The 21,312-nt window shown below is 43.0% G+C and carries 27 protein-coding genes; 7 read left to right on the top strand and 20 right to left on the bottom strand.

Annotation, left to right across the window (positions count from 1 at the left end):
- Window positions 1-169: 169 nt before the first annotated feature.
- The 5 genes from FS736_RS02590 to FS736_RS02570 all read right to left on the bottom strand — a co-directional run bounded on the left by FS736_RS02590 (window position 170) and on the right by FS736_RS02570 (window position 4,941).
- Window positions 170-562, bottom strand: coding sequence for a DUF3397 domain-containing protein (locus tag FS736_RS02590; protein ID WP_313959697.1), 393 nt, complete (start codon window positions 560-562; stop codon window positions 170-172).
- Complete coding sequence (locus tag FS736_RS02585) at window positions 559-1,455, bottom strand: 2-dehydropantoate 2-reductase (RefSeq protein ID WP_144474785.1); 897 nt, start codon at window positions 1,453-1,455, stop codon at window positions 559-561. Before FS736_RS02585 ends, FS736_RS02590 begins: the two co-directional genes overlap by 4 nt.
- 205 nt (window positions 1,456-1,660) lie before the next feature.
- A complete protein-coding gene (locus tag FS736_RS02580; protein ID WP_144474784.1) occupies window positions 1,661-3,202 on the bottom strand; it encodes an acyl-CoA carboxylase subunit beta in 1,542 nt (513 codons plus the stop codon).
- Between the two features lie 168 nt (window positions 3,203-3,370).
- Window positions 3,371-3,583, bottom strand: coding sequence for an acetyl-CoA carboxylase biotin carboxyl carrier protein subunit (locus FS736_RS02575; RefSeq protein ID WP_144474783.1), 213 nt, complete (start codon window positions 3,581-3,583; stop codon window positions 3,371-3,373).
- Between the two features lie 14 nt (window positions 3,584-3,597).
- Window positions 3,598-4,941, bottom strand: coding sequence for an acetyl-CoA carboxylase biotin carboxylase subunit (locus FS736_RS02570; RefSeq protein WP_144474782.1), 1,344 nt, complete (start codon window positions 4,939-4,941; stop codon window positions 3,598-3,600).
- Window positions 4,942-5,173: 232 nt separating this feature from the next.
- On the opposite strand from FS736_RS02570, the gene FS736_RS02565 reads away from it, so the two are divergent.
- Window positions 5,174-5,647 carry an N-acetyltransferase gene (locus tag FS736_RS02565; protein ID WP_144474781.1) on the top strand — a complete coding sequence of 158 codons (474 nt, stop codon included), beginning with the start codon at window positions 5,174-5,176 and terminating at the stop codon, window positions 5,645-5,647.
- A gap of 46 nt (window positions 5,648-5,693) precedes the next feature.
- Here the strand turns inward: FS736_RS02565 and FS736_RS02560 are convergent, their stop codons facing one another.
- The 4 genes from FS736_RS02560 to FS736_RS02545 form a co-directional block, all read right to left on the bottom strand.
- Entirely contained in the window at window positions 5,694-6,314 is a 621-nt protein-coding gene (locus FS736_RS02560; RefSeq protein ID WP_144474780.1) for an RsfA family transcriptional regulator, read from the bottom strand.
- A gap of 78 nt (window positions 6,315-6,392) precedes the next feature.
- Window positions 6,393-7,160 carry an enoyl-CoA hydratase/isomerase family protein gene (locus tag FS736_RS02555; protein ID WP_144474779.1) on the bottom strand — a complete coding sequence of 256 codons (768 nt, stop codon included), beginning with the start codon at window positions 7,158-7,160 and terminating at the stop codon, window positions 6,393-6,395.
- A 116-nt stretch (window positions 7,161-7,276) separates the two neighbouring features.
- Window positions 7,277-7,450: a 50S ribosomal protein L32 gene (gene rpmF, locus FS736_RS02550; protein ID WP_023615018.1), complete on the bottom strand. Its 174-nt coding sequence runs from the start codon at window positions 7,448-7,450 to the stop codon at window positions 7,277-7,279.
- An 80-nt stretch (window positions 7,451-7,530) separates the two neighbouring features.
- Window positions 7,531-8,055, bottom strand: a complete 525-nt coding sequence (locus tag FS736_RS02545; RefSeq protein ID WP_144474778.1) for a YceD family protein — start codon at window positions 8,053-8,055, stop codon at window positions 7,531-7,533.
- A gap of 146 nt (window positions 8,056-8,201) precedes the next feature.
- On the opposite strand from FS736_RS02545, the gene FS736_RS02540 reads away from it, so the two are divergent.
- Complete coding sequence (locus FS736_RS02540) at window positions 8,202-9,419, top strand: nucleotidyltransferase (RefSeq protein WP_144474777.1); 1,218 nt, start codon at window positions 8,202-8,204, stop codon at window positions 9,417-9,419.
- Window positions 9,420-9,437: 18 nt separating this feature from the next.
- Here the strand turns inward: FS736_RS02540 and FS736_RS02535 are convergent, their stop codons facing one another.
- Window positions 9,438-10,463 (bottom strand): SepM family pheromone-processing serine protease, encoded by a 1,026-nt coding sequence (locus FS736_RS02535; RefSeq protein ID WP_144474776.1) that lies wholly within the window; start codon window positions 10,461-10,463, stop codon window positions 9,438-9,440.
- Entirely contained in the window at window positions 10,460-11,275 is an 816-nt protein-coding gene (locus tag FS736_RS02530; RefSeq protein WP_186326639.1) for a patatin-like phospholipase family protein, read from the bottom strand. Before FS736_RS02530 ends, FS736_RS02535 begins: the two co-directional genes overlap by 4 nt.
- A gap of 264 nt (window positions 11,276-11,539) precedes the next feature.
- Between FS736_RS02530 and ylbJ the strand changes: the two genes are divergently transcribed.
- Window positions 11,540-12,763, top strand: coding sequence for a sporulation integral membrane protein YlbJ (gene ylbJ / locus FS736_RS02525; protein ID WP_144474774.1), 1,224 nt, complete (start codon window positions 11,540-11,542; stop codon window positions 12,761-12,763).
- Window positions 12,764-12,779: 16 nt separating this feature from the next.
- Here ylbJ and coaD read toward each other — a convergent pair whose 3' ends face one another.
- Complete coding sequence (gene coaD / locus FS736_RS02520) at window positions 12,780-13,271, bottom strand: pantetheine-phosphate adenylyltransferase (protein ID WP_144474773.1); 492 nt, start codon at window positions 13,269-13,271, stop codon at window positions 12,780-12,782.
- Window positions 13,272-13,844 (bottom strand): 16S rRNA (guanine(966)-N(2))-methyltransferase RsmD, encoded by a 573-nt coding sequence (gene rsmD, locus FS736_RS02515; RefSeq protein ID WP_144474772.1) that lies wholly within the window; start codon window positions 13,842-13,844, stop codon window positions 13,272-13,274.
- A 525-nt stretch (window positions 13,845-14,369) separates the two neighbouring features.
- Between rsmD and FS736_RS02510 the strand changes: the two genes are divergently transcribed.
- Window positions 14,370-14,759 carry a DUF7147 family protein gene (locus FS736_RS02510; RefSeq protein WP_144474771.1) on the top strand — a complete coding sequence of 130 codons (390 nt, stop codon included), beginning with the start codon at window positions 14,370-14,372 and terminating at the stop codon, window positions 14,757-14,759.
- Between the two features lie 41 nt (window positions 14,760-14,800).
- On the opposite strand, the gene FS736_RS02505 is transcribed toward FS736_RS02510, so the two are convergent.
- From FS736_RS02505 to FS736_RS02490, 4 genes are all read right to left on the bottom strand, one after another.
- The gene (locus tag FS736_RS02505; RefSeq protein WP_144474770.1) at window positions 14,801-15,076 is read right to left on the bottom strand and encodes a YlbG family protein; all 276 of its coding nucleotides are present in this window, start codon (window positions 15,074-15,076) and stop codon (window positions 14,801-14,803) included.
- Window positions 15,077-15,218: 142 nt separating this feature from the next.
- On the bottom strand, window positions 15,219-15,686 hold the full coding sequence (locus FS736_RS02500) for a YlbF/YmcA family competence regulator (RefSeq protein ID WP_144474769.1): 468 nt from the start codon (window positions 15,684-15,686) through the stop codon (window positions 15,219-15,221).
- Between the two features lie 95 nt (window positions 15,687-15,781).
- The gene (locus tag FS736_RS02495) at window positions 15,782-16,021 is read right to left on the bottom strand and encodes a YlbE-like family protein (RefSeq protein ID WP_144474768.1); all 240 of its coding nucleotides are present in this window, start codon (window positions 16,019-16,021) and stop codon (window positions 15,782-15,784) included.
- A 15-nt stretch (window positions 16,022-16,036) separates the two neighbouring features.
- Window positions 16,037-16,438 carry a YlbD family protein gene (locus FS736_RS02490; protein WP_144474767.1) on the bottom strand — a complete coding sequence of 134 codons (402 nt, stop codon included), beginning with the start codon at window positions 16,436-16,438 and terminating at the stop codon, window positions 16,037-16,039.
- Window positions 16,439-16,634: 196 nt separating this feature from the next.
- Between FS736_RS02490 and FS736_RS02485 the strand changes: the two genes are divergently transcribed.
- Both FS736_RS02485 and FS736_RS02480 read left to right on the top strand, forming a co-directional pair.
- Window positions 16,635-17,126 carry a PaaI family thioesterase gene (locus FS736_RS02485; protein ID WP_144474766.1) on the top strand — a complete coding sequence of 164 codons (492 nt, stop codon included), beginning with the start codon at window positions 16,635-16,637 and terminating at the stop codon, window positions 17,124-17,126.
- A gap of 11 nt (window positions 17,127-17,137) precedes the next feature.
- Window positions 17,138-17,494 (top strand): hypothetical protein, encoded by a 357-nt coding sequence (locus FS736_RS02480; protein ID WP_144474765.1) that lies wholly within the window; start codon window positions 17,138-17,140, stop codon window positions 17,492-17,494.
- Window positions 17,495-18,350: 856 nt separating this feature from the next.
- Here the strand turns inward: FS736_RS02480 and FS736_RS02475 are convergent.
- A complete protein-coding gene (locus tag FS736_RS02475; protein ID WP_472595138.1) occupies window positions 18,351-19,424 on the bottom strand; it encodes a CAP domain-containing protein in 1,074 nt (357 codons plus the stop codon).
- A gap of 293 nt (window positions 19,425-19,717) precedes the next feature.
- The gene (locus FS736_RS02470) at window positions 19,718-20,146 is read right to left on the bottom strand and encodes a CBS domain-containing protein (protein WP_144474763.1); all 429 of its coding nucleotides are present in this window, start codon (window positions 20,144-20,146) and stop codon (window positions 19,718-19,720) included.
- A 242-nt stretch (window positions 20,147-20,388) separates the two neighbouring features.
- On the opposite strand from FS736_RS02470, the gene FS736_RS02465 reads away from it, so the two are divergent.
- Complete coding sequence (locus tag FS736_RS02465; RefSeq protein ID WP_144474762.1) at window positions 20,389-20,748, top strand: YugN family protein; 360 nt, start codon at window positions 20,389-20,391, stop codon at window positions 20,746-20,748.
- A gap of 22 nt (window positions 20,749-20,770) precedes the next feature.
- Here FS736_RS02465 and FS736_RS02460 read toward each other — a convergent pair whose 3' ends face one another.
- A complete protein-coding gene (locus tag FS736_RS02460) occupies window positions 20,771-21,127 on the bottom strand; it encodes an Asp23/Gls24 family envelope stress response protein (protein WP_144474761.1) in 357 nt (118 codons plus the stop codon).
- Window positions 21,128-21,312: the final 185 nt, after the last annotated feature.

Raw genomic sequence — 21,312 nt, 5'->3', positions numbered from 1 at the left:
TTGAAATGAAAAGAAAAAAACTTTGCCTTTCGAAATTTCTAAAATCAAGGTTTTTTTTGAATAGAAGCTGTCCTACTCTTGGTTAATTTCGGTGCAGCAGGCTTTTGCTCCGTTCGGTTTGCAGGAATCAAAAAATGCTGGACCTTCGAAGAGACGGTCCAACATCGGGTCAAGCAAACAGGAACATCAGGCGCTTATACAATCCAAATAGCACAAGGATGATATAAGCCGAACTGAAAAGCAGAAAATTAAACCGCCAAAAACCCTTAAATACCTTTGGCATGACGATTTCCTCTTTATATTGCCAATGGATCCAGACGAATATGGCCGCCAAGCCAAATAAAATGATCAGTATGAGCCAAAAAAAGGATTTTCCCCAAATGGTCAGGATCAAAAAATGGACAGACAGTACTAGCAAAAAAGTACTGAAGTCAATGGCCAGATTGACAGAACGACGATGGTTTCCCGTGATTTGTTTGGTGATGATGAACACAGCGAGATAGCCAATTATTGGCACTGTGATCAATGCGGCAACAAGTGCGGAGAAGAATCCAGGCATCATGCTCCCTCCCTTTCTTGCTCCTTCCCCTTGATGCAATGATAATAGTTATGTATTAACGGAGCTTTGATATTTTTGCTTATTGATAATTCGAGCAAGTAACCAAGGATGGCGTCAATCTCAGTCTGTCTGCCATTTTCAATATCCTTATACATGGATGAATGGTTATTTGCTGTTTTTGCGCATACCGTCATCAGGTTCTGGAGGTAGTCTTCCTTATGTTCCAGACCAAGGACAAGGGCACACTCCTCAAACAGTTGCTTGAAGATCTCAAAGTAAAAGGGATTATCGATCAGCTCGCCATTCCTGACTTTCAGGATTGCAGTCAATGGATTGATGACAGCATTGACCACCAGCTTCTTGATGAGCATCTCTTTATAATCAGATTCTAAGTGTACTGGAAAGTCATCAGGAACATTCATCGGCAATTCTCTGAGAAGATGGGCTTCTCCGCGGTATACTGCAGTTCTGGTGACTCCGATGCCATTATGCTGAACTGTATATTCATTAGCCCTTACTGCTCCATGTTCGACCGATCCCACATAAATATCAGGCGCAGTAATCTCCGAGAGCAGCTTTATATGGCCGTATCCGTTTTGCAGAAAGAGGATGCTGTTTCGGGCATTCATCTTGAGCTCATCCATTAGTCCAGGGAGCTGATATTGCTTCACTGCCACAACAGTAAACTCTTCTTTTCCTTGCCACTCCTGGATGGCCGCAGCCGAAACCTTGAGCGGAGGCTGCGCTATGCCGCCTTTTATCAGATGCACTCCATTTTTGTTGATCTGTTCTGCTTGCTCTTTTGTCCTCGTATAGATGGAAACTTCGTTTTTGATTCCGAGGTAATAGGAGAATAATAAACCTAATGAACCGCCGCCAATTATCGCTATCTTCATAAAAGCCCCTCATTGAAGGAGTCAGCACACAATCAACTTGTGCATCTCCTGAAAATCTATCACATGTGTAATCAATAGTAAGATCTTTAGTCATATTTTAGCAGAAACAAATGCCACTTAGGAAGAAAGGATTAAGGATTTTTCATTTAATTTGCTAGACGGCCAAAAATGAAACGGAGACCCTCAAGGATCTCCGTTTCATTTTTTATACAGGATAGACAGGGTGTTTCCTGACACTGAACTCCATGTCCTTTGTTTCATATAATTTGAAGCGATCGATCAGGGCATTCCTCAAATCGTTCGCTGCGACGATATCATCTACGATCAGTTCGGAAGCGAGTTTATAAATGTCAATGCTCTCTTTGTATTCCTGATGCTTTTCATGGACAAAAGCGATTTTTTCTTTCGGGTCTTCGATTTGATTGATTTTATTTGAATACACCGCATTTACAGCTGCTTCAGGACCCATGACCGCAATTTGCGCAGTAGGAAGCGCTATGCAGCAATCCGGTTCGAATGCTGGTCCTGCCATCGCATATAAGCCTGCACCGTATGCCTTTCGTACAATAACAGAGATTTTTGGTACGGTGGCTGAACTCATCGCCGCAATCAGCTTTGCACCATGGCGGATGATTCCTGCTCTTTCGACCTTAGTGCCAATCATGAAGCCTGGAACATCTGCAAGGAACAGCAATGGAATATGGAACGCATCGCAGAGTGTGATGAATTTTGCCGCCTTATCGGCAGAATCAACGAATAAAACTCCGCCTTTTACCTTCGGCTGGTTCGCGATGATTCCTACAGCACGTCCGTCGATGCGGGCAAGGCCTGTTATGATTTCAGGGGCGAACAGCTTTTTGATTTCAAAGAAACTCCCCTCATCAATCAAAGCATCGATTCCTTCATACATGTCAAAAGGTGCATTTTGATTCAATGGAACAATCTCTTCCAGGCTTCTTCCTGCCTTTGGAGCAACTCCTTCAATCAATGGTGTTTTGGACTGGAAATTTGCAGGGAAATAACTCACATACCGCTTCGCTGCTTCAATGGCTTCTTGCTCACTGTAGACAAGCATATCGCCTACACCGCTCACAGAGCAGTGCATCCGGGCGCCGCCCATTTCCTCCAATGTGACCTTTTCGCCAATGACTTTTTCCGCCATCCTTGGGGATCCAAGATACATCGATGCATTCTGGTCCACCATGATCACGATATCGCAGAACGCTGGTATATAAGCCCCTCCTGCTGCGGAAGGTCCGAATAGAAGGCAGATTTGCGGGATCACACCGGACAATTTTACCTGATTATAAAAAATCTTTCCTGCTCCCCTTCTGTTCGGGAACATATCAAGCTGGTCAGTGATACGGGCTCCTGCCGAGTCGACAAGATACAATAAAGGAACCTTCAGCTTTTCAGCTGTTTCTTGGATTCTGATGATCTTCTCAACCGTCCTGGCACCCCATGAACCTGCTTTTACTGTCGAATCATTCGCCATGACACAAACAGTTTGTCCGCCAATTTTGCCAATAGCTGTCACGACGCCATCCGCAGGCAGGTCCCCAGCCTGGAAATTGGCGAACTTGCCATCTTCCTCGTAGACTCCCTCGTCAAATAAAAGATTCAAGCGATCTCTTACGAACATTTTATTTTGCTCAGCCAGCTTGTCATGATATTTCGGGTGGCCGCCAGCTTCAATTTGCTGGACATTCTCCTGTAAAGTATCCGTTAATGTCTTTGCAGTTGTCATAGTTCCCCTCCTAAAACCTATTTGAAACTGTCAAAGGGTACATTTCAGCCTTGATCAGGCCATTATAAAGGCACTTTCCTCTTCCTAAGGATCAAGTTTGGCGTAAATTGCACCCTTATGCAGCCTTTTCACTCTATATAAGAGTCTTTCGGCATCTTAACTGCGCTATTATTCTAGTACGAGCAGGACATCGCCTTCGTTAACAAAGTCGCCGATATTCACTTTCACTTCAGCTACCGTGCCAGCACCCTGGCTTTCTACAGGGATTTCCATCTTCATCGATTCGAGCATCAACACTTCCTGGCCTTCCGTAATTGAATCCCCAGCTGCCACCATCACATTCAATACCGTTCCTGCCATACTTGCTGTAATTTCTTTCATATCCATATCCTCCTCTATTTTGATGCCAATTTTCTTTCTGTTAAATATGCAGTTGTATAGTTTCCGGATTTAAAGCCTTCTTCACTTAAGATTTCCACAAACAATGGAGCATTCGATTTGATTCCATCCAGCTTCATGTTTGCAAAAAATTCCTCAGCAATCTTGATTGCTTCTTCCCGGGTACCTCCCGCAGCGATGCACTTCGCAACCATTGGGTCATAAAAAGGTGTTACTGTCGAACCTGCTTCATAACCTGCATCGACTCGAACTCCTTCTCGATCCTCCCATGAAAACTCGGTGATTTTACCTGGTGAAGGCAAGAACCTGACTGGGTCTTCCGCATAGAGACGGAATTCAATCGCCGATCCCTCCTTCTCGATTTCATTCTGGAGCAAAGGAAGTCTTTCACCCCGCGCTGCAAGGATTTGCCACTTCACAAGGTCGAGACCGGTAATGGCTTCCGTGACCGGATGTTCAACCTGCAATCTTGTATTCATCTCTAGAAAGTAAAAATTCTCATTTTCATCCACAATGAATTCTACGGTCCCGGCATTCACATAATCCACGGCCCTGGCAGCTGTCACTGCCGTTTCATACATTTTTTGCCGCGCTTCTTCCCTTAAGAAGGGTGACGGCGCCTCTTCAATCACTTTTTGGTGGCGGCGCTGGATCGAGCAATCACGTTCAAACATATGTACATGATTGCCATGGCTGTCGCCGAAAATCTGGACCTCGACATGCCGGGCATTTTTGATGTATTTTTCAATGAATACTTCGTCTGATCCGAAATATGCCTTTGCTCTGCCCTTCGTGGATTCAAAATTCTTAGCGAGCGCTTGCTCATTTTCACAGAGCACCATGCCAATTCCGCCACCGCCGCCGCTAGCCTTCAGCATGACCGGGTAGCCGATTTCTTCTGCAAGCCTGACAGCGTCATCCAGTGTTTTCAAACCCTGTTCACTGCCCGGCACTACAGGAACACCCGCAGCCTCCATCGTCGATCTTGCGACGATTTTATCGCCCATCTTTTCAATCGTATCCGGAGCAGGACCGATGAAGGTCAACCCGGCTTCCTTCACTTTTCGGGCAAAATCCGCGTTTTCCGATAAAAAGCCATAACCAGGATGGATGCCATCCACTTTTTCTTCTTTTGCGATTCTCAAAATTTCATCTGAATTGAGATAGGATTTCTGAACAGGCGGCTCACCAATCCTTAAAGCGCTGTCAGCTTTTTTTACAAAAGGCAATTCCTGATCCGCATCAGAATAAACAGCCACAGATTCAATCCCAAGCTCACGGCAAGTGCGGATAATGCGAAGCGCTATTTCTCCTCTGTTTGCAATCAATATTTTTTGCACGCTCTTTCCCCTTTCCCGTAAAAAATACGCTCACTATTTAAAATTCTACAATATTCTGTATCTTTCCTGCAAAAATTGGAACCGCTTTCTAAAATTCAAATGCAGAATTTTTCATGTTTTTATAATATAATAAAAACAGATGTAAAAAAATAAATAATTTCAGCTGCCTTTTTCAGAATAGGAAAAGCGCATGATCAGTCATTGATTGGCGGCTTGATAGAGGGAGTGTATTATGGTGAAAAAAGTGGAAAAACTTAAAATCAATTATAAGACATTGGAAGAATTCAAGAAATTCAAGGAGTATGGCCATCAGGAGCTTTCAATGTTGGAGGATTTGGAAGCGAATATCGTGGAAAATGATAGCGATTCGCCGTTCTACGGTATTTATTTCGGTGACAAGCTTGTCGCACGCATGAGCCTTTATCAGGTAAAGAAACAGTTTGACCGCTACTTCGAACCTTCCCAGGATTATCTGGAGCTTTGGAAGCTTGAAGTACTTCCGGATTACCAGGGTAAGGGCTATGGAAAAGCACTCGTTGAATTCGCGAAGAGCTTTGGCCTGCCAATCAAGACGAATCCTCGGGTCAAATCACAGGACTTCTGGGAAAAGATGGGCTTTACTCCTGTTCATTATGATGTGGAAAGAGACCGTGGTGAAAACCCGCTTGTCTGGTATCCTGCCGGTGTAACAGAACAAGTTCAGTAGTATCATATTAATAGCGCCTGCCAGATCTGGCAGGCGCTTCTTATTGTTATTTTTCAACCTTTTCCAGGTTTCCCTTTCCCTCCACCTGAAAGTTCATTTTCTGCTGTTTTTCTTCGTCTTTAGGGCCTACTCTTTTTTTTGCCCGCTCCATGATATCAATCAGGGCACGATAATCTTCTTCCATTGACCGCAGCTTAGTCTCTAATTTTTCATTTTCAGCAGACAAGTAATAGATTTGCTTTTCAAGGCCGCGGATTTTTTCTTTCTGATCACCCTGACTGTTAAGAACTCCCGCTTTTTCATAGAGGTCATCAAGATACTGTTTTACTGCTTCAATGCTTAAATTCGATTGCTTTTCCTGTTTTTCGTGGACCGGGCTTAGCGTTTCACTTGCCGCAGCCTGAGCTTCTTCAGTAACTTCTTGTGCTTTCACCTGTTTTTTTGCTTCTTTTCGCTGTTTTTTTGCTAGTTCGATTCCTGATTTATACTGTTTCCTTACGTAGGAATTCCAGCGGAAACCGCAGGCCGCAGCTGTTCTTGACAGCTGTTTCCCGACTTCCTCAAAAGCTTTTAATTGCGTGCCGCCCTCGCGGATATTGCGCAATACAACTTCAGCAAGCAATAAGTCTTCGTCCTGTGACCAGGCATCCTGACGGGTTAGTGGCATCAGAAAATCCCTCCTATTGTTTTTTATTCATTCTTATGCATCTAATAGGAAAGATAGACTGATATCATCCAATACCGATCAATTATTTTTATTTTTTTTGTTAATGAATTCGTCCACTTTTTTATGATGTACTTCTTCTCCCCATAGTACAGCACATTTTGCGGCTTCTGCCCCCATCCTTTCTCTCATTGATAATTGCTCCCATTTTTTATTGATTAAAGATTTATAGGCTTCTAAAACCGTTGTCTCTTTTTTCAAGCTTCCTTCCATGAATGAGAGACAGGCATCAATAGGATCTCCTGTATAAATATGATTCAGGAAACCAAAGCTCATCAACTCCTCAGCATTGTGGATCCTGGCATCAAGCAGCATTTTCAATGCAGCATGGGGAAGCCTTTCGAGGAGGATCGTTCCCCCTCCCCAGCCGGTTGTGATCGCCAGGTTCGCCTGGACGAAACCTGCTTTGATCCCCTGCTTTCCAATCCTGAAATCACAGGAAGATGCTATTTCACAACCGCCTCCAACTGCAGAACCATTGAGAATCGCAATGCTTGGTTTCGGCAGGGTCAGCAGCTTATACAAAATCCCAGCCATGCGCGAAAGCATCCCATATGCCTGTTCTTCTGTCTTCAATTGATGGAAGGCAGATAAATCTCCACCCGAACAGAAAGCCTGCTCACCAGCCCCCGTAATGGCAAATGCTTTAACATCCTGGTCTGCAGCCATTTCAATTGCAGATTCCAGTCCTGCCATTACCTCAAAATCAATCGCATTTCTTCTTTCGGGCCTGTTGATTGTAAAAAGCAGCACTCCGTCTTTTTCTTTTGAAATTATGTATGAATCCATCCTGCTCCTCCTAAAATACTAGTCCTTCAAATTGTATCAATTTTCTGTATTAAGGAGCAAATATACAAAAAAAGCACAGCGATGCATATGCATCCTGTGCTTTTTCTGAAAGAAAATTAGTCGTTAACAACTTCTTTCCCTTTGTATGTTCCGCAAGCTTTGCACACACGGTGAGCAAGTTTCATTTCACCGCAGTTAGGGCATGCTACCATACCCGGAACTTGTAATTTAAAATGAGTACGGCGTTTTCTTTTCGCAGTTTTAGATGTTCTTCTAAATGGTACAGCCATTCTTCCCACCTCCTTAAAAGGAATAAGAAAGTTTATGAAGGCCAGTCCTTTTCTGGACCTCCACGCTCTTTTTTCATTCATTAGTCAGAGGAATCCTTAGAGTCCTCAAAGAATTTTGCAAGTCCGGCAAGCCGGGGATCAAGTTTTTCGGATTTCTCCTGTTCCTCGATTACTTCCCAATCCTTACCTGACTGGGGTGCGCCTTCTTGACCAGCGCTCTCATCACAGAATACTTGCATCGGCACTTCCACCAGCAAGATCTCCCTGATGATGGGTTCAAGATCAATGACATCGCCTGTTACTTGATGAACTTCCTCATCAGCCTCATAGTCGTGGCTGTTTAACATGAAAGTTTCAGTAGTTTCCACATCAATTGGATATTTTACATCAACCAGTGTCCGTGAACATGGCAGGATCAGATGGCCATCAATCCGGACATGGAATGTCACTCTCGTGGCACTGATATCCGCCCTTCCTGTTAGATGGATGGGAGATACCTCGCGGATTGTCGGATCTGTTTCCTTAATTGAGTCCATTCGAACAAACTCGTCAATAAGAAAGTCCTTGTTTCGATGTTTTTGTATCTGACTTATTGTCCATTTCATAGAATCACCCCAAGGCAACAAAGGTAATTATAGCCCTTCGTATAATCATTTGTCAATATTTTTTCTTTACACTATAATTTACATAAATACTTTAAATTAAACTTCAAAACAATGCAATATCCATCTTAACACGAAGGAGTACAAGAATGAAAGCTGTTGGTGTCGTCGTTGAATATAATCCTTTCCATAATGGCCATCTATTTCATTTGCAGCAGGCAAAGGAAGAGTCTGGGGCTGATGTTGCCATCGCCGCTATGAGCGGAAATTTTCTGCAGCGGGGGGAACCTGCGCTTGTTTCGAAATGGGCAAGAACAAAGATGGCACTGGATGCCGGTATAGACATTGTATTTGAACTTCCCTACCGATTCGCGACGCAGCATGCCGAAGTCTTTGCAGAAGGTTCTGTCTCAATCCTGTCTGCAGCCGGCTGTGAGATTCTATGTTTCGGCAGTGAATCAGGTGATCTCAATGCGTTCATGCGGACAATCAGCTTTCTCGAGGCCAATAATGATTTTTTTCAGGAAAAAATAAGGTTTTTTGCAGGAGAAGGAAACAGCTATCCTAAGTCAATAGCGCTTGCATTCCAATCCCTCGCTCCTTCAGAAAGCTTCATTGATATTTCCAAGCCAAATAACATTTTGGGGATGCATTACATCCAGGCGATCCTCAGACAGGAAAGCCCAATGAAGGCACAAACAATCACCAGAAAAAACGCCGGCTACCATGATGAGCATTTTGCTTCAGCGACTATTGCCAGTGCGACCAGCATCCGCAAAGCGCTGTTCGGCGCTTCAGGCGAAATCGAAACGATCAGGCAATACGTCCCAGATTCAACTTACAACCACTTGATCAGCTACAGGGAAGAGTATGGAGGATTCCATTCCTGGGAAGATTACTGGCCATTCTTAAAGTACAGGCTCCTGCAAAGCAGCCCTGAGGAATTGAGCGAGTTTTATGAAGTAGAAGAAGGCCTGGAAAATAGATTGCTTGCCGCTGCAGCTGCCTCAAACAGCTTTAAGCAATTCATGGAATCCATTAAAACCAAACGTTATACATGGACAAGGCTGCAAAGAGTCTGCCTCCATATTTTAACCAATACAAGAAAAGATCAAATGAAATCCGCCAAAAATACGGTGAATTATCTAAGGTTACTAGGTGCAACCGAAAAAGGACGTTCTTACTTGAACTTAAGGAAGAAAGATTTTGGCCTGCCTCTTGTTTCGAAGCTTTCGGCATTCACTGATCCTGATCTTAAGCTGGATACCAGAGCAGCAAGGATTTATGCGCTTGGCCAAAACGGCAGCGGTCAAGAAAAATTGCTGGCAGAAGAATTCGCACAGCCGCCTATCATGTTAAAAGGGTAAGAAAAAAATCACGCTGGATCAGCGTGATTTTTCTTTTAGATTTTCCAGATAGGACACGGCTTCATCAAAAGTATCAACAGGAACAATCTTCATTTTTGTTTTGATATCTTTTGCAGCTATAAGCGCTTCTTCGTAATTCGAGCCTTTTGCACCTTTTTCAAATGGTGCGAAAAAGATTTCAGCGCCAGCCTTATCCGCCGCTACTACTTTTTGCTGGATTCCGCCGATTCTTCCAACCGTCCCGTCAGGGCTCATTGTCCCGGTTCCAGCTATTTCGTACCCTTTAGTCAAATCTTCCTCTATCAACTGATTGTAAATTTCCAATGAGAACATAAAACCTGCCGATGGTCCGCCGATCTCATCTGATTCCACCGTGACATCCGGTTCCACGTCAATTTCTTTGTCATCAACAAGCTGGATTCCTACTACAGGGCGATTGCTTCCATCATCAAGTGCCTTCAATGGAATATTGGCCTGTTTTGACTTGCCATTTCGCTTATACTCTAGCTTTACTGTATCCCCTGGCTTCTTTGAACTAATATATTCAATGAATTCTTGTGATGATGAAAAAGGATTGCCATCTACCTTGTAAACGAGGTCGCCTGGCTTTAATTTCCCGTCAGCCGGCATTCCTTCCATAGTCCTTAGTACGTAAACACCTTTATACGTATAGTCCACTGGTTTCCCGGCTTTTTTATAGGCCACCTCGATTGCTGACGTTTTAGAATTATCCATCATGTGAAGCTGGCGGATATTGTATTCTTCATCCGTTTCATCTTCTGCCCTGATATCTTCGACTGGATAAATTTCCTGGTACTTGCTGAACTTTGCGATGATGTATGCATATATATTGGCTCTGCCCATCCTGACGGTTGTAAGCATGAAATTGCCTTCCTCGTCATAACCGCCTTCCACCTCGACAATCGGTTCAAGCTCCTTTGCCATTCCAGGCTTCGTTACATAGTATGGCAGGTAAAAAAGTGCACTAGCCATTATTAAAACAGCTGCCAATATAGAAATGCCTATGGATGTCTTTCTGCTCATTCTGTTTGCGGCTCCTTCCATTGTCCAATGCATTGTTTGATTTTATCGATATGCTTTCTCGCTTCTTCTTCGCCAATCTCAATGATTTCTTCTATATTAGTAAATGCTTTTGAATTGAACATTTCAACTGGCGGCCGGAGCATCACATCTGAAGCAACCTCCCGATTCGCAACCAGCTCCATCTGCATGATATCGATACTTTGCATGATGACATCAAATATAGAGGTGACATCCTCGTTGATTTTCACACTTGATACATCAACGGCGATAACGATATCGGCACCCATTTCCTTGGCGACAGAAACGGGGATCCGATCAACGACCCCGCCATCGACGAATAATCGGCCCCCGAGTTTTTCCGGCACAAAAATCCCCGGAATCGCGATGCTTGCCCTTACAGCTTCAGCCACAGGACCTTCTTTGAAGACTACCTTCTCGCCCGACATGAGATCTGTTGCAACAATTCCAATTGGGATATCCAGTTCCTCAATCATTTTTCCATGAGTGAAGATCCTGATGAGCTCTTTCACTCTTTTCCCGGCGATAAACCCCATTTTTGGAACCGTAAAATCAAGATAATATTTCCGTTTGAATACACGTGATAGTTTATAGAGCCGTTCAACATCCAGTCCTGCACCGTAGAAAGATGCAACAAGCGCCCCCATGCTGCTTCCGGCTATTAAATCAATGGGGATGTCTTCGTCCCTAAGGACTTTTATGACACCCAGATGGGCAAATCCTCTTGCTCCACCAGAACCCAAGGCTAAACCGATCTTTGGTCTTGCCAAAGCTTTTTCCTCCCTCAAACCCATGTTTTTGTCGATACATCCTAAACTTGGTCTAATTTGAAGTTCAGCGAGTATATTGATTTATATGAGGACAAGGCTGACAACTTATCATGTTTTCACGTAAAAATTTATTGATTAAAACCGGCCCGTCACAAAGGCTTTTAATAAATGTGACAGCATGCAAGGTATATAGAATGGGATGGAAAATTACCCCACCGGTGAGTTTCACTTTATTTTACCATTGTTTAAAAAAGTTTCACAGCAAGACCGCAGGAAGGAGAATCTTAAGTGCTAAAATCCAGATTGAAAACACTGTTCCTTGCAGCCTCCGTCACCTTTCTGGCTGTTTCACTCATTACCTTTCCCCAGGAATCCTTTGATGCTTCGATCCGGGGATTGAATATGTGGTGGGAGATTGTCTTCCCCTCGCTCCTTCCTTTTTTCATCGTATCTGAAATGCTGATCGGATTCGGAGTCGTCCGTTTTATCGGCGTACTTCTCGAACCCCTAATGAGGCCTCTGTTCAAGGTACCGGGTGTTGGCGGATTTGTCTGGGCGATGGGAATGGCTTCTGGCTTTCCAGCAGGAGCTAAGCTGACGGCAAGGATGCGCCAGGAAGGTCAGCTGACAAAAATTGAAGCAGAAAGGCTGGTTTCTTTTACAAACTCCTCGAATCCTCTTTTCATTTTCGGAGCTGTATCAGTGGGATTCTTTTACAATGTCCAGCTTGGGGTCATACTCGCGCTGGCTCATTATCTTGGCAATATCAGCGTAGGTTTGATCATGAGGTTCTACGGGAGAAGCGAAGAAAGCACTACAAAGGATAAAGAACGGAATTTATCCATAAGAGATGCTTTTGCTGCACTGCACAGAACGAGGATCAAGGACAACCGCCCGATTGGAAAACTGCTCGGTGATGCCGTAATGTCTTCCATCCAGACCCTGTTGATGATCGGTGGCTTCATCATCTTGTTTTCAGTCATAAACAAACTGTTATTTCATCTTCACATTACTGGATTCCTTGCCAAATTCCTTGAAATCATGCTCGGAATGCTGGGAATGACAGATATGCTTAGCCTTCCATTTATTTCTGGCATATTTGAGATTACACTCGGGAGCCAGATGACTAGCCAGGTACAGGATGCAACCTTGATGCATCAGGCTGTCATTACAAGCTTCATACTCGCATTCAGCGGTTTTAGCGTTCAGGCCCAGGTGGCAAGCATTCTCGCCCAGACAGATATCCGCTTCCAGCCATTCTTTTTCGCGAGGATCATTCATGGGTTCTTTGCAGCTTTTTATGCTTTCATCCTTTGGAAACCAGTATATGAACGCTTTTTCCAGGATGGCCAGCCATCAAACGCTTTGCCAGTAATGGAATATCTGACTTCGGAGGGAAGCCGCCTGGCAGAAGCATACAGCCTCCTTGCCACAGCAGGGCCGCTGATCACGATTGGCAGTTTGCTCATTTACATCTGGATCTTCGGCAGGCGGATACTGCAAGAAAAATAACGGGCATTTCTGCCCGTTATTTTTTGTCTTCATTGAATTTTTTCAGTAAGGCTTCCTCGACTTCACTCGGAACCAATTCGGAAATTTTCCCGCCATACTTGGCAACTTCTTTAACGATGCTTGAACTTAAGAATGAGTACTGGTTATTTGTCATGATGAAAAAAGTCTCAATTTTGTCATCCAAGACCCTGTTCATTGAAGTGATTTGCATCTCATACTCAAAATCCGAAACGGCGCGCAACCCCCTGATAATGGCATTGGCATTTACGCTCTCTGCATAATCAACCAGCAGGCCCTGAAATGAATCCACTTTTACATTCGGGATGCTCTTTGTGACCTGGTCTATCAAGTCGATTCTTTCTTCTACTGAAAACAGCGGTTTCTTTGAAGAATTATTCAATACGACTACATAAAGTTCATCGAATACCTTCGCAGCCCTTGTGATGATATCCAAGTGCCCGTATGTAATTGGGTCGAAACTGCCTGGACAAACAGCAACTCTTGCCACCTATTTTTCCCCCTCATCTACTGCCTCAACATTATAAAGAGTTATTCCGATAATACCATATTTTTCATTTCTAGTTTGCACCAGTTTTCCTATTTTTTCTGGCAGCCTGATATCAGAGGCATGTTCACAGACAATCAAACCTTCCTGATGGATAAGCCCCTCTTTATCCATCATTTCCAATAGCTTGACCAGCTGCTGTTTTTTGTAAGGAGGGTCCAGGAAAATAAAATCGAAGACCAGCTCTCTTTTTTGAATGGCCTTCAAGGCCCTGACAGCCTCATTCCTGTAAACTTCTGCTTTCTCTTCCAGGTCGCAGGATTTCAGGTTCTCATTTATAACATGAATCGCCTTTCCTTCACGATCAACAAAAATGACTTTGTCCAGTCCTCTGCTAAGTGCCTCAATCCCCAGGCCTCCACTTCCGGCAAATAAATCAAGTCCAAGGCCTCCTGTAAAATAAGGGCCAATCATATTGAACAAAGCTTCCTTAACTTTATCAGTAGTAGGCCTGGTAGACGTCCCGGGCACCGCTTTTAAAACCCGGCCCTTTAAATCACCTGATACAACTCTCATTTTTTTACTCCTTAAATATGTAAGCTTATTACATTATGTTCGTATAAATTACTCCCTTATCCTACCACACATTCAAAAAATTAACCAAACCAGTGTATATCCATTCCTAATATGGAAATAATAAAGATTAACAACATCAATTTGAGGATGTTGTTGCCAACCGCGGAGAAGACTTACGTTTCCCCATAAGTTTTCCTCCGGTTTCTCCTCTCCCTTTGCCTTCAGCACTATTGCGGTGCATGGAAGGAAGCCTTGAGCCTGAATGGTTCAAGGCTTTGTTTTTGTTCTAGGCTCTGTTAAACAAGACTGTTGATTTTCGTTCCAGGCGCTCCGCTACAATCAACAGGTGTAAAAACAACATTTTGCTTTAACAGAGCCTTGTTTTAAAAAAACACCTTTCACTACAATTAAAATAGCAAAAACAAATGATGAGAGTAATCCATTATAAAGTGACATAACTGCTTCAAATTTAAGATTGCAAATGGTAAAGTATGATGGAGTGATAAGCCGGAAGGGGAAATAAAAGTGATTCAGCGTTTTATCGAGCTTGGAGAAGGATATTCAGATCTATACGAATTGATTGAAACGGCCAGGGCAAACCGCCATCGGTTGATGCACTTAATGGCAATCCATACAAAAGTGAATGAAAAAGAAGTAAGTTCCCTCCTGGTGGTCCTTAAGCCAACCAACCCCGGGAACTTCCAGGCTTTATATATCTGCAGGGAGGGAATATCGAACCCTCATATTTTAAAGAACAAGCGCTTTGACATGTTCAAGGAGCTGGCTGATGAACTGGATAAGACGATCATAGAGTTTGATGCCAAACCGTCCACAATGTTTGCCGAAAAGGAATTGTATTTTCAGTATTTGATAGGCATCTTGAGGCTGAACCATTATATTCCGCCACTTCAATAGCTCAAAAAAGACGAGGATTCTCCTCGCCTTTTTTTGTATTGCTATATTCCCATCTTATAGTCATATTCCTTTGCCTTGTCAGGGGAGGAATTTTCAAACTCCATTTTTAAGAATGGTTTGTAAGAAGGTTCCACCTTTTTAACGAATGAATATGATTTAATCTTTTCCATAAGGCCCTCTGCCTCGTCGAGATTGCAATAAATAACGGCATATTTCAACTTTTTTGAGACAAAATGAACATTGCCAAATCTTCTGAGCATCTTGGCCTGTTTCAGTGAATACAGCCATACGATGATTCCCTGTCTCTGTCCTATCATATTCTTTTCCCCTTCGGTAAACGTTTGCTTTGTACTAGTCTAGCATACAAAAACCAATTTTTTCAATCATCAATCATGTTTTGCCATTATCGTGGTTGAATCAAAGCAAATAAAAAGCATGGGGGGCCCCATGCTTTTCATGTTATGCAGAGCATCCACAGCTTCCGCCGCTGCCGCATCCGCCACCGCAGGAGCTTTCGAAGAACGGGTTTCCAGTTGGTACTTTTACACTCTCGGAAACGGATCTGCCGATGATTACGCTCACCTCATCAAGAAGGCTCTGCAAATCATTTTCCGCTTTCTTGAATTCGAAAATGGTCTCGTCCATATCAAGCTCTCTTTTGACAAGGCGAATCTTGCCCATGATTTCTTTGTAGTCAGGATGGTATTTTCCGAAACGCTGAACCTCTTCATAGCGTTCCTTCATGTCCACAAATTCACGGACCTTTCTTTGTGTATCTGCATTGTTTTTTACCTTATATAAACATTCCCGATAATATTCGGCAATATCAGATTGCAAAATCATGCTGACTAATTGTTCAGCTTCTTCCAACAATAAGACTCTTTCTGATGTAACAGCAAGCAATGCTGGCTCACCTCCGAACCTCATTTTACCATGAAACTGCCAGAAAAGCTAAGGATTCTGGTCCGAAGGCTTTTACATTCTGAAAAAACTAAGCTTCCCTCATCGAGAAGGAAGCTTTATCATGACTGTGAATTCATGCTCGAGAACATATGCATCATCATTGACGCCATCTGTACATTGTTGGAGAACTTCTGGACCTTATGAGGAATGGTTTTTTCAAAATGATGCAGCGCAGCAATTTGGGCTGAATGCAAATCCCTCGGATCCCTGCTCAGCTTCCTGTACCAGTGGGGCTGGGTTCGGACGAACTCAATCAATTCCTTATTCGATCTTAATTGATCCATAACATCTTTTCGCATGCTTACGCCTCCATTCTAATCCTTCCTGAATGAAAAGGGATTTGACGGCCCTGGATTGCCTGATTCCTGGGACCCGCCTGATTTTCCCTGGAACTGGGAAAGCACACCCTGAATTGCCCCGAGTGCCTGGCTGATATTGTTAATCTGTCCTTGAACCTGTGTGGGGTCCATATTTTTCACTGCCCCCATGATGGTACCGAGCCAATCCGTTTTCTTTTCCTTCTCTTCGTTTTTATTGTCCTGTTTATTGTCCGATTTAGTATTCCATCTCGGATCGTCTTCACCAAGCAAGTACCAATCCTCGAACATTTCCTGCCAGGTCGTTTCTCCCTTCCGAACTTGCTGTGCCAGTTCCGGGCGTTCCTTAACAAATGCCTTGAACTTTTCAACAGAAGGATGGAGTTTCTTTTTGGCCATGCCTTTCACCTCACAGTGTAACAAATGCCTATAATAGCATATGAAATCCATCATGAATGGTGAAGGAAATCACCGAATAGTTCCAAATTGAAGTCAAACTTGTTAAAATAGAGAACATAAAATAAGGCTTTGCTAAAATAATGTTTCAGAATAAGAATGAAAGAAACAGAGCCATTTAGAAAGAGGTTTAAATATAGTGGAAAAAGATTTGCACCAACTTTTGGACGAATGCATCTCGCTATCAGGCGAACAGGAATTAGAAGCACTTAAAACAGTGCTGGCCGGAGTCAAAAATAAATTAAGCGGCAAAAACAGCACATATATCGATGGCCTCCTGCACATGGACAGAAGGCTTGATGACCAAACTTGTGAAATTGATATTCCGATTACAAGGGTGCTCGACAATACACTTGGAATCGTTCATGGCGGATTTACTGCAACTGTACTGGATACAGCGATGGGCACATTGGCAAACAGATTGCTGCCAGAAGGCTACGCAGCAGTGACATCACAACTTAACATCCATTTCCTTGCTCCTGGAATCGGCGACAAGCTCCATTGCAATGCCTCCCTTATCCATAAAGGCAGGAGCACCATCGTTCTTGAAGCCGATGTATTCCGTTCTGACGGAAAAAGAATCGCCCACTCTTCCGGAAGCTTTTTCGTTATCGAAAAACAGCATCAATAAGGGGATCTTACATGGTTACAGCAATTGCGATTCCAATAATCCTTGCCTATTTTTATTGGCTGACAAAAAAAGAGATGCAGCGAAATGAACAGGAATGGATTGGTCTGGAGGAAATTCCAGAAGAAGCAATCGTCAGCGGAAAAATCATTGAAATCCATGAACACAAAGAACGTTTTTACTATCATCGCTTCAACCATGTGACTGTTTTGAAAATCAACACCGGATTAAAAGAATTGACGGTAAAAAAGGTAACGCCTCTAAGAAAAGGAGCAGTCCCTCCCACCTTCAGTGAAGGGGAACTGGTGCATCTGTATGGAAACTGGAAGCATGGCTACTTTTCCATCAACAGAGTGGTCAGGAAAGACTAAAGAACATATCAGTGTGGCTTTTAAACTGTAGACAACCGAGTTTTCTGCAGTTTTTTTATTTTGTTTGGAGTTGTAAAGTCCAGCTGCTGATTTCCGTTCCAGTAGTTTCGCTTTCCGCCATGCTGGCGGAAGTAGCTTCGGGTCTGTCTACTATTGTGTCTGTTTGCACAATAGTGGACACAAGTAGTCTCTAGTTTAGACAGCTTTTCTACGGTAAACACGAAAGCTGTCCAATGTAACCTCTGGTTCGGACAGCTTTTCACCTGGAAGCACAAAAGTTGTCCGAAGGTGACTCTAGTTCAGACTGCTTTTCAACGATAACCACAAAAGCTGTCCAAAGGTGCCTCTGGTTCGGACAGCTTTTCGCCTATAAGCACAAAAGTTGTCCGAAGGTGACTCCAGTTCAGACTGCTTTTGAACGATAACCACAAAAGCTGTCCAAAGGTGCCTCTGGTTCGGACAGCTTTTCGCCTGTAAGCACAAAAGTTGTCCGAAGTAACCTCCAGTTCGGACAGCTTCTCACCTGTAAGCACAAAAGTTGTCCGAAGGTGACTCTAGTTCGGACAGCTTTTCACCTGGAAGCACAAAAGTTGTCTGAAGGTGACTCTAGTTCGGACAGCTTTTCAACGATAACCACAAAAGTTGTCCGAACTCGCCTCCAGTTCAGACTGCTTTTCAACGATAACCACAAAAGCTGTCCAAAGGTGCCTCTCGTTCGGACAGTTTTATCAGAAAGACCACTCTGAGAATGACAAAAGGGGTTCGAAATGCACCCATTCCGAATCCCTTTTGAAGGGAGCAAGCACTCAAGTATGCTCCATATTATGAATATCGTAGGAATTAATTAAAATTGCTATTACTGTTGATTCCACATTTTCAAAAAGTTCTGGGTATAATGCTTTTGATATACCCCTACCCCAAGATGTGAGAAGTCTTCATTCAATAGTGCCTCACGGTGGGATTCACTATTCAGCCAGCCTTCTACAACCGCTGGAGCATCTGTATAGTTCGCTGCGATGTTTTCCCCGGCCACTTCATATAATATTTCAGCTGCTTTTAGTCTTTCTGAAAGATCACCGTACTTTTCCGACTCATGAGAAAAATAGTCTTCGATTGCCATATCTTTGCTGTGGGCATAAGCGACCTCAGCCGTTTTTTCGTCCCACTCAAGTAATTGGAGCTCATGTCTCGATCTGATGGCATTGGTTATGTCGAGAATCTGTTTCTCCAGTCCTGCTTCAATCCTGACCCAGTCACCTTCGGATAACACTGGAGGTTCGATCAGCGTCCCTCTGTAGACCATTTCATATGGCCGTTGTTTAATAATGGTTTCCTTGTCCATATATCGGATGCTGGATACGGAACTTGTGAATTTATCGATATAAAGCTGTACGAAGTAGTCACCCATCTTAATGACTGGCCTTGTGTTCATATCTTGTTCGGATAGCTCAAACTTGTAAGAGCTGCCATTGTATTCGAATGTTACTTCTGGTTCTATTACATTCATAGAAAAAATCTCTTCGATCGGCTGCCCAATTTTAAATGGCAGTACATCCACCTTTGGACCAATCCCAAAGGCTGTCACAACCTTGTCATTCAGGACACCAGCCTGTATATATTGATCAGGGGCGTTGTTGAAGATCCACCAATGAAAACCATAAGCTGATAGGTCAACCCTGGAAGGATTGCCTAGAATTTTTTTAAGTCCATCAATGTCTTTTCCTAATAGAGAGGCTACACCCTGCTGGGGCTGTTCAATGCCTTCGCTGATATTTTGTTCTGTGATATCCTTTTTAAGAGATTCATCCACTTTAGGAGTCGATTTTTGTTCGATTACCAGATCATCATTTTCATCATTGTTGTATCCCATGTATAACCCTATAAATAGAAATATTGCAGCAAAAATCAATATCCTTACAATTGTTCGCAGATGGATCCCCCCTTATTCTAGCCTGCTGTCTCCCTGAAGCAAGCCTTTATCTCTCTATTACTATATGAGCGGTTTTAGATTTTATTATACCATTTATCTTGACCTTTTTAATAGAACTGTTCCATCAGCTCTATAAAAAATTATGGACCTATCAACAAATTGGACACTTTCCTCTTTACACTGTCAAATATACACTATCAGATTGGCTGGAATGAAATCCATTATCCATGCCATAACGTTTTGCTATAGGCAGAGAAAGACAAAAAGGCACCCTGAGAGAGTGCCTTTTCTCATTATTGCATGTGATTTTGTGATTCTGAGATTTCGGTTAAAGCATAATGGGCCTGCTCGTCTGTCATTTCATCGACAGCAAAGTCACCAAGTGCCACAATTCCTACCAATTTGTCTCCTTCGACTACAGGCAGCCTTCTGATCTGGTGTTCCGCCATCAGGCTTGTAGCTTCTTTCGTGGACATATCAGGGGTTGCTGTTACTAGATGGTCACTCATGACACTTTCAACCTTTGAGGAAGGTGGATGTTTTTCAGCAATCCCCCTAATGACAATATCACGATCGGTAATCATTCCTACCAGTTTATCATTGTCAACAATAGGAATGGCTCCAACATTCAGCTCCTTCATCTTTACTGCTACTTCGAACACATTATCCAGCAAGGTACATGTCTCTACATTACTCGTCATAATTTCCCGGATTTCACGCACGTTTTTTTCCTCCTTATTGATCAAGCTTAACCTGCTCGATATTATGGTTGCCGGGATTTTGCTAATTATGCCAAAAACACGAAATTGTTATTCTTGCCGGATGCTATAAAGAATAAAACAAGAAACACTCAAAAACGCTTTTATATTCATTGCAACTTAATCATATTTTTACTATTATTAAATTTGAGATATACTCTATTATAAAGCTTGAATTATGCAGTGTGTTTTTAGGAGGGAAAAGGATGAAATTCGAAAATACAGGTATCGAAAATCTGAAGGCGGACTTGAACCGTCTTGATGAAGTTATGCTTGATCACGGTCTTGTACGTGAAGGACAATGGGATTATGAGCGAGTAACTTATGACAAAAAGCTCGTCGTCAAGGAAGGTACATATTATCTGCGTGTCCAGGGCCATGTCCACGAGGGTGATGTTGGAGCACACAAAGCAATCATTCAATTAATGACTCCTTTGCTGGGCAAACATTATTATCCGCATGGTGTCGAATACGGTGAAGGCGAACACTTCCCGAAATCATTGGTCAGCCAGTGTGAAAAGCTTCTGAATGAAGTGAAAGCTGAAGTCGAGAAATTCGCTATTTAGTTCTAAAGGGAAAAAGACGCTTTCATTGCGTCTTTTTTGCTTTTACGCCAGTGACAATCACATCAATTTTTTTTGGCAAAATAGAAGTATACAGGATAATTTCCTCTGCTATGCGTCTCTGAAGCTCCAATGCACTATGATAGATTGAGTGCTCCCCTAGCATAGCGATGACAAATACCTTTATATTCACATTTCCCTGATCCAGTTCACACTTTACCCCATTATCACTAAATGCAGTTCTTCGAAAAACGGGGATTCTCGTTTGAAGCTCAGATTGATGAAAAAAAACGTCTTCATTGACGTTTGCATGGATGATTGCACAAATGGCACGGCATAACTCTCTATATTGCGCAGGAAAGATGCTCCCGGAACTCTTCATTGCCTCACCCCTATATGGTTAGGTTATCGAACATGATGTTCAGGCACATGGACAGGGAATGATGACAAACCATCATTTTTCAGCAATAGCTGCCTAAGGGAATTTAATGTTATATAAAATCCCAACGGCAATAGCTGATTTTTGTTGTTTCTTATATTAGATGCGTACTATAATTTAATTGTTAA

It is taken from the genome of Cytobacillus oceanisediminis 2691 (genome assembly GCF_007678455.1).
GTDB classification, from domain to species: Bacteria; Bacillota; Bacilli; order Bacillales; family Cytobacillaceae; genus Mesobacillus; species Mesobacillus oceanisediminis_A.
The sequence above is the reverse complement of the archived record's forward strand: the minus strand, read 5'-3'. Positions and strand labels throughout refer to the sequence as shown.

Excerpts from the sequence above, each read along its gene's own strand:
- FS736_RS02590 (WP_313959697.1), bottom strand. The coding sequence starts at position 562 with ATGATGCCTGGATTCTTCTCCGCACTTGTTGCCGCATTGATCACAGTG.
- FS736_RS02585 (WP_144474785.1), bottom strand. The coding sequence starts at position 1,455 with ATGAAGATAGCGATAATTGGCGGCGGTTCATTAGGTTTATTATTCTCC.
- FS736_RS02580 (WP_144474784.1), bottom strand. The coding sequence starts at position 3,202 with ATGACAACTGCAAAGACATTAACGGATACTTTACAGGAGAATGTCCAG.
- FS736_RS02575 (WP_144474783.1), bottom strand. The coding sequence starts at position 3,583 with ATGAAAGAAATTACAGCAAGTATGGCAGGAACGGTATTGAATGTGATG.
- FS736_RS02565 (WP_144474781.1), top strand. The coding sequence starts at position 5,174 with ATGGTGAAAAAAGTGGAAAAACTTAAAATCAATTATAAGACATTGGAA.
- FS736_RS02560 (WP_144474780.1), bottom strand. The coding sequence starts at position 6,314 with ATGCCACTAACCCGTCAGGATGCCTGGTCACAGGACGAAGACTTATTG.
- FS736_RS02555 (WP_144474779.1), bottom strand. The coding sequence starts at position 7,160 with ATGGATTCATACATAATTTCAAAAGAAAAAGACGGAGTGCTGCTTTTT.
- rpmF (WP_023615018.1), bottom strand. The coding sequence starts at position 7,450 with ATGGCTGTACCATTTAGAAGAACATCTAAAACTGCGAAAAGAAAACGC.
- FS736_RS02545 (WP_144474778.1), bottom strand. The coding sequence starts at position 8,055 with ATGAAATGGACAATAAGTCAGATACAAAAACATCGAAACAAGGACTTT.
- FS736_RS02540 (WP_144474777.1), top strand. The coding sequence starts at position 8,202 with ATGAAAGCTGTTGGTGTCGTCGTTGAATATAATCCTTTCCATAATGGC.
- FS736_RS02535 (WP_144474776.1), bottom strand. The coding sequence starts at position 10,463 with ATGAGCAGAAAGACATCCATAGGCATTTCTATATTGGCAGCTGTTTTA.
- FS736_RS02530 (WP_186326639.1), bottom strand. The coding sequence starts at position 11,275 with ATGGGTTTGAGGGAGGAAAAAGCTTTGGCAAGACCAAAGATCGGTTTA.
- rsmD (WP_144474772.1), bottom strand. The coding sequence starts at position 13,844 with ATGAGAGTTGTATCAGGTGATTTAAAGGGCCGGGTTTTAAAAGCGGTG.
- FS736_RS02505 (WP_144474770.1), bottom strand. The coding sequence starts at position 15,076 with ATGATAGGACAGAGACAGGGAATCATCGTATGGCTGTATTCACTGAAA.
- FS736_RS02500 (WP_144474769.1), bottom strand. The coding sequence starts at position 15,686 with ATGAGGTTCGGAGGTGAGCCAGCATTGCTTGCTGTTACATCAGAAAGA.
- FS736_RS02495 (WP_144474768.1), bottom strand. The coding sequence starts at position 16,021 with ATGCGAAAAGATGTTATGGATCAATTAAGATCGAATAAGGAATTGATT.
- FS736_RS02490 (WP_144474767.1), bottom strand. The coding sequence starts at position 16,438 with ATGGCCAAAAAGAAACTCCATCCTTCTGTTGAAAAGTTCAAGGCATTT.
- FS736_RS02480 (WP_144474765.1), top strand. The coding sequence starts at position 17,138 with ATGGTTACAGCAATTGCGATTCCAATAATCCTTGCCTATTTTTATTGG.
- FS736_RS02465 (WP_144474762.1), top strand. The coding sequence starts at position 20,389 with ATGAAATTCGAAAATACAGGTATCGAAAATCTGAAGGCGGACTTGAAC.
- FS736_RS02460 (WP_144474761.1), bottom strand. The coding sequence starts at position 21,127 with ATGAAGAGTTCCGGGAGCATCTTTCCTGCGCAATATAGAGAGTTATGC.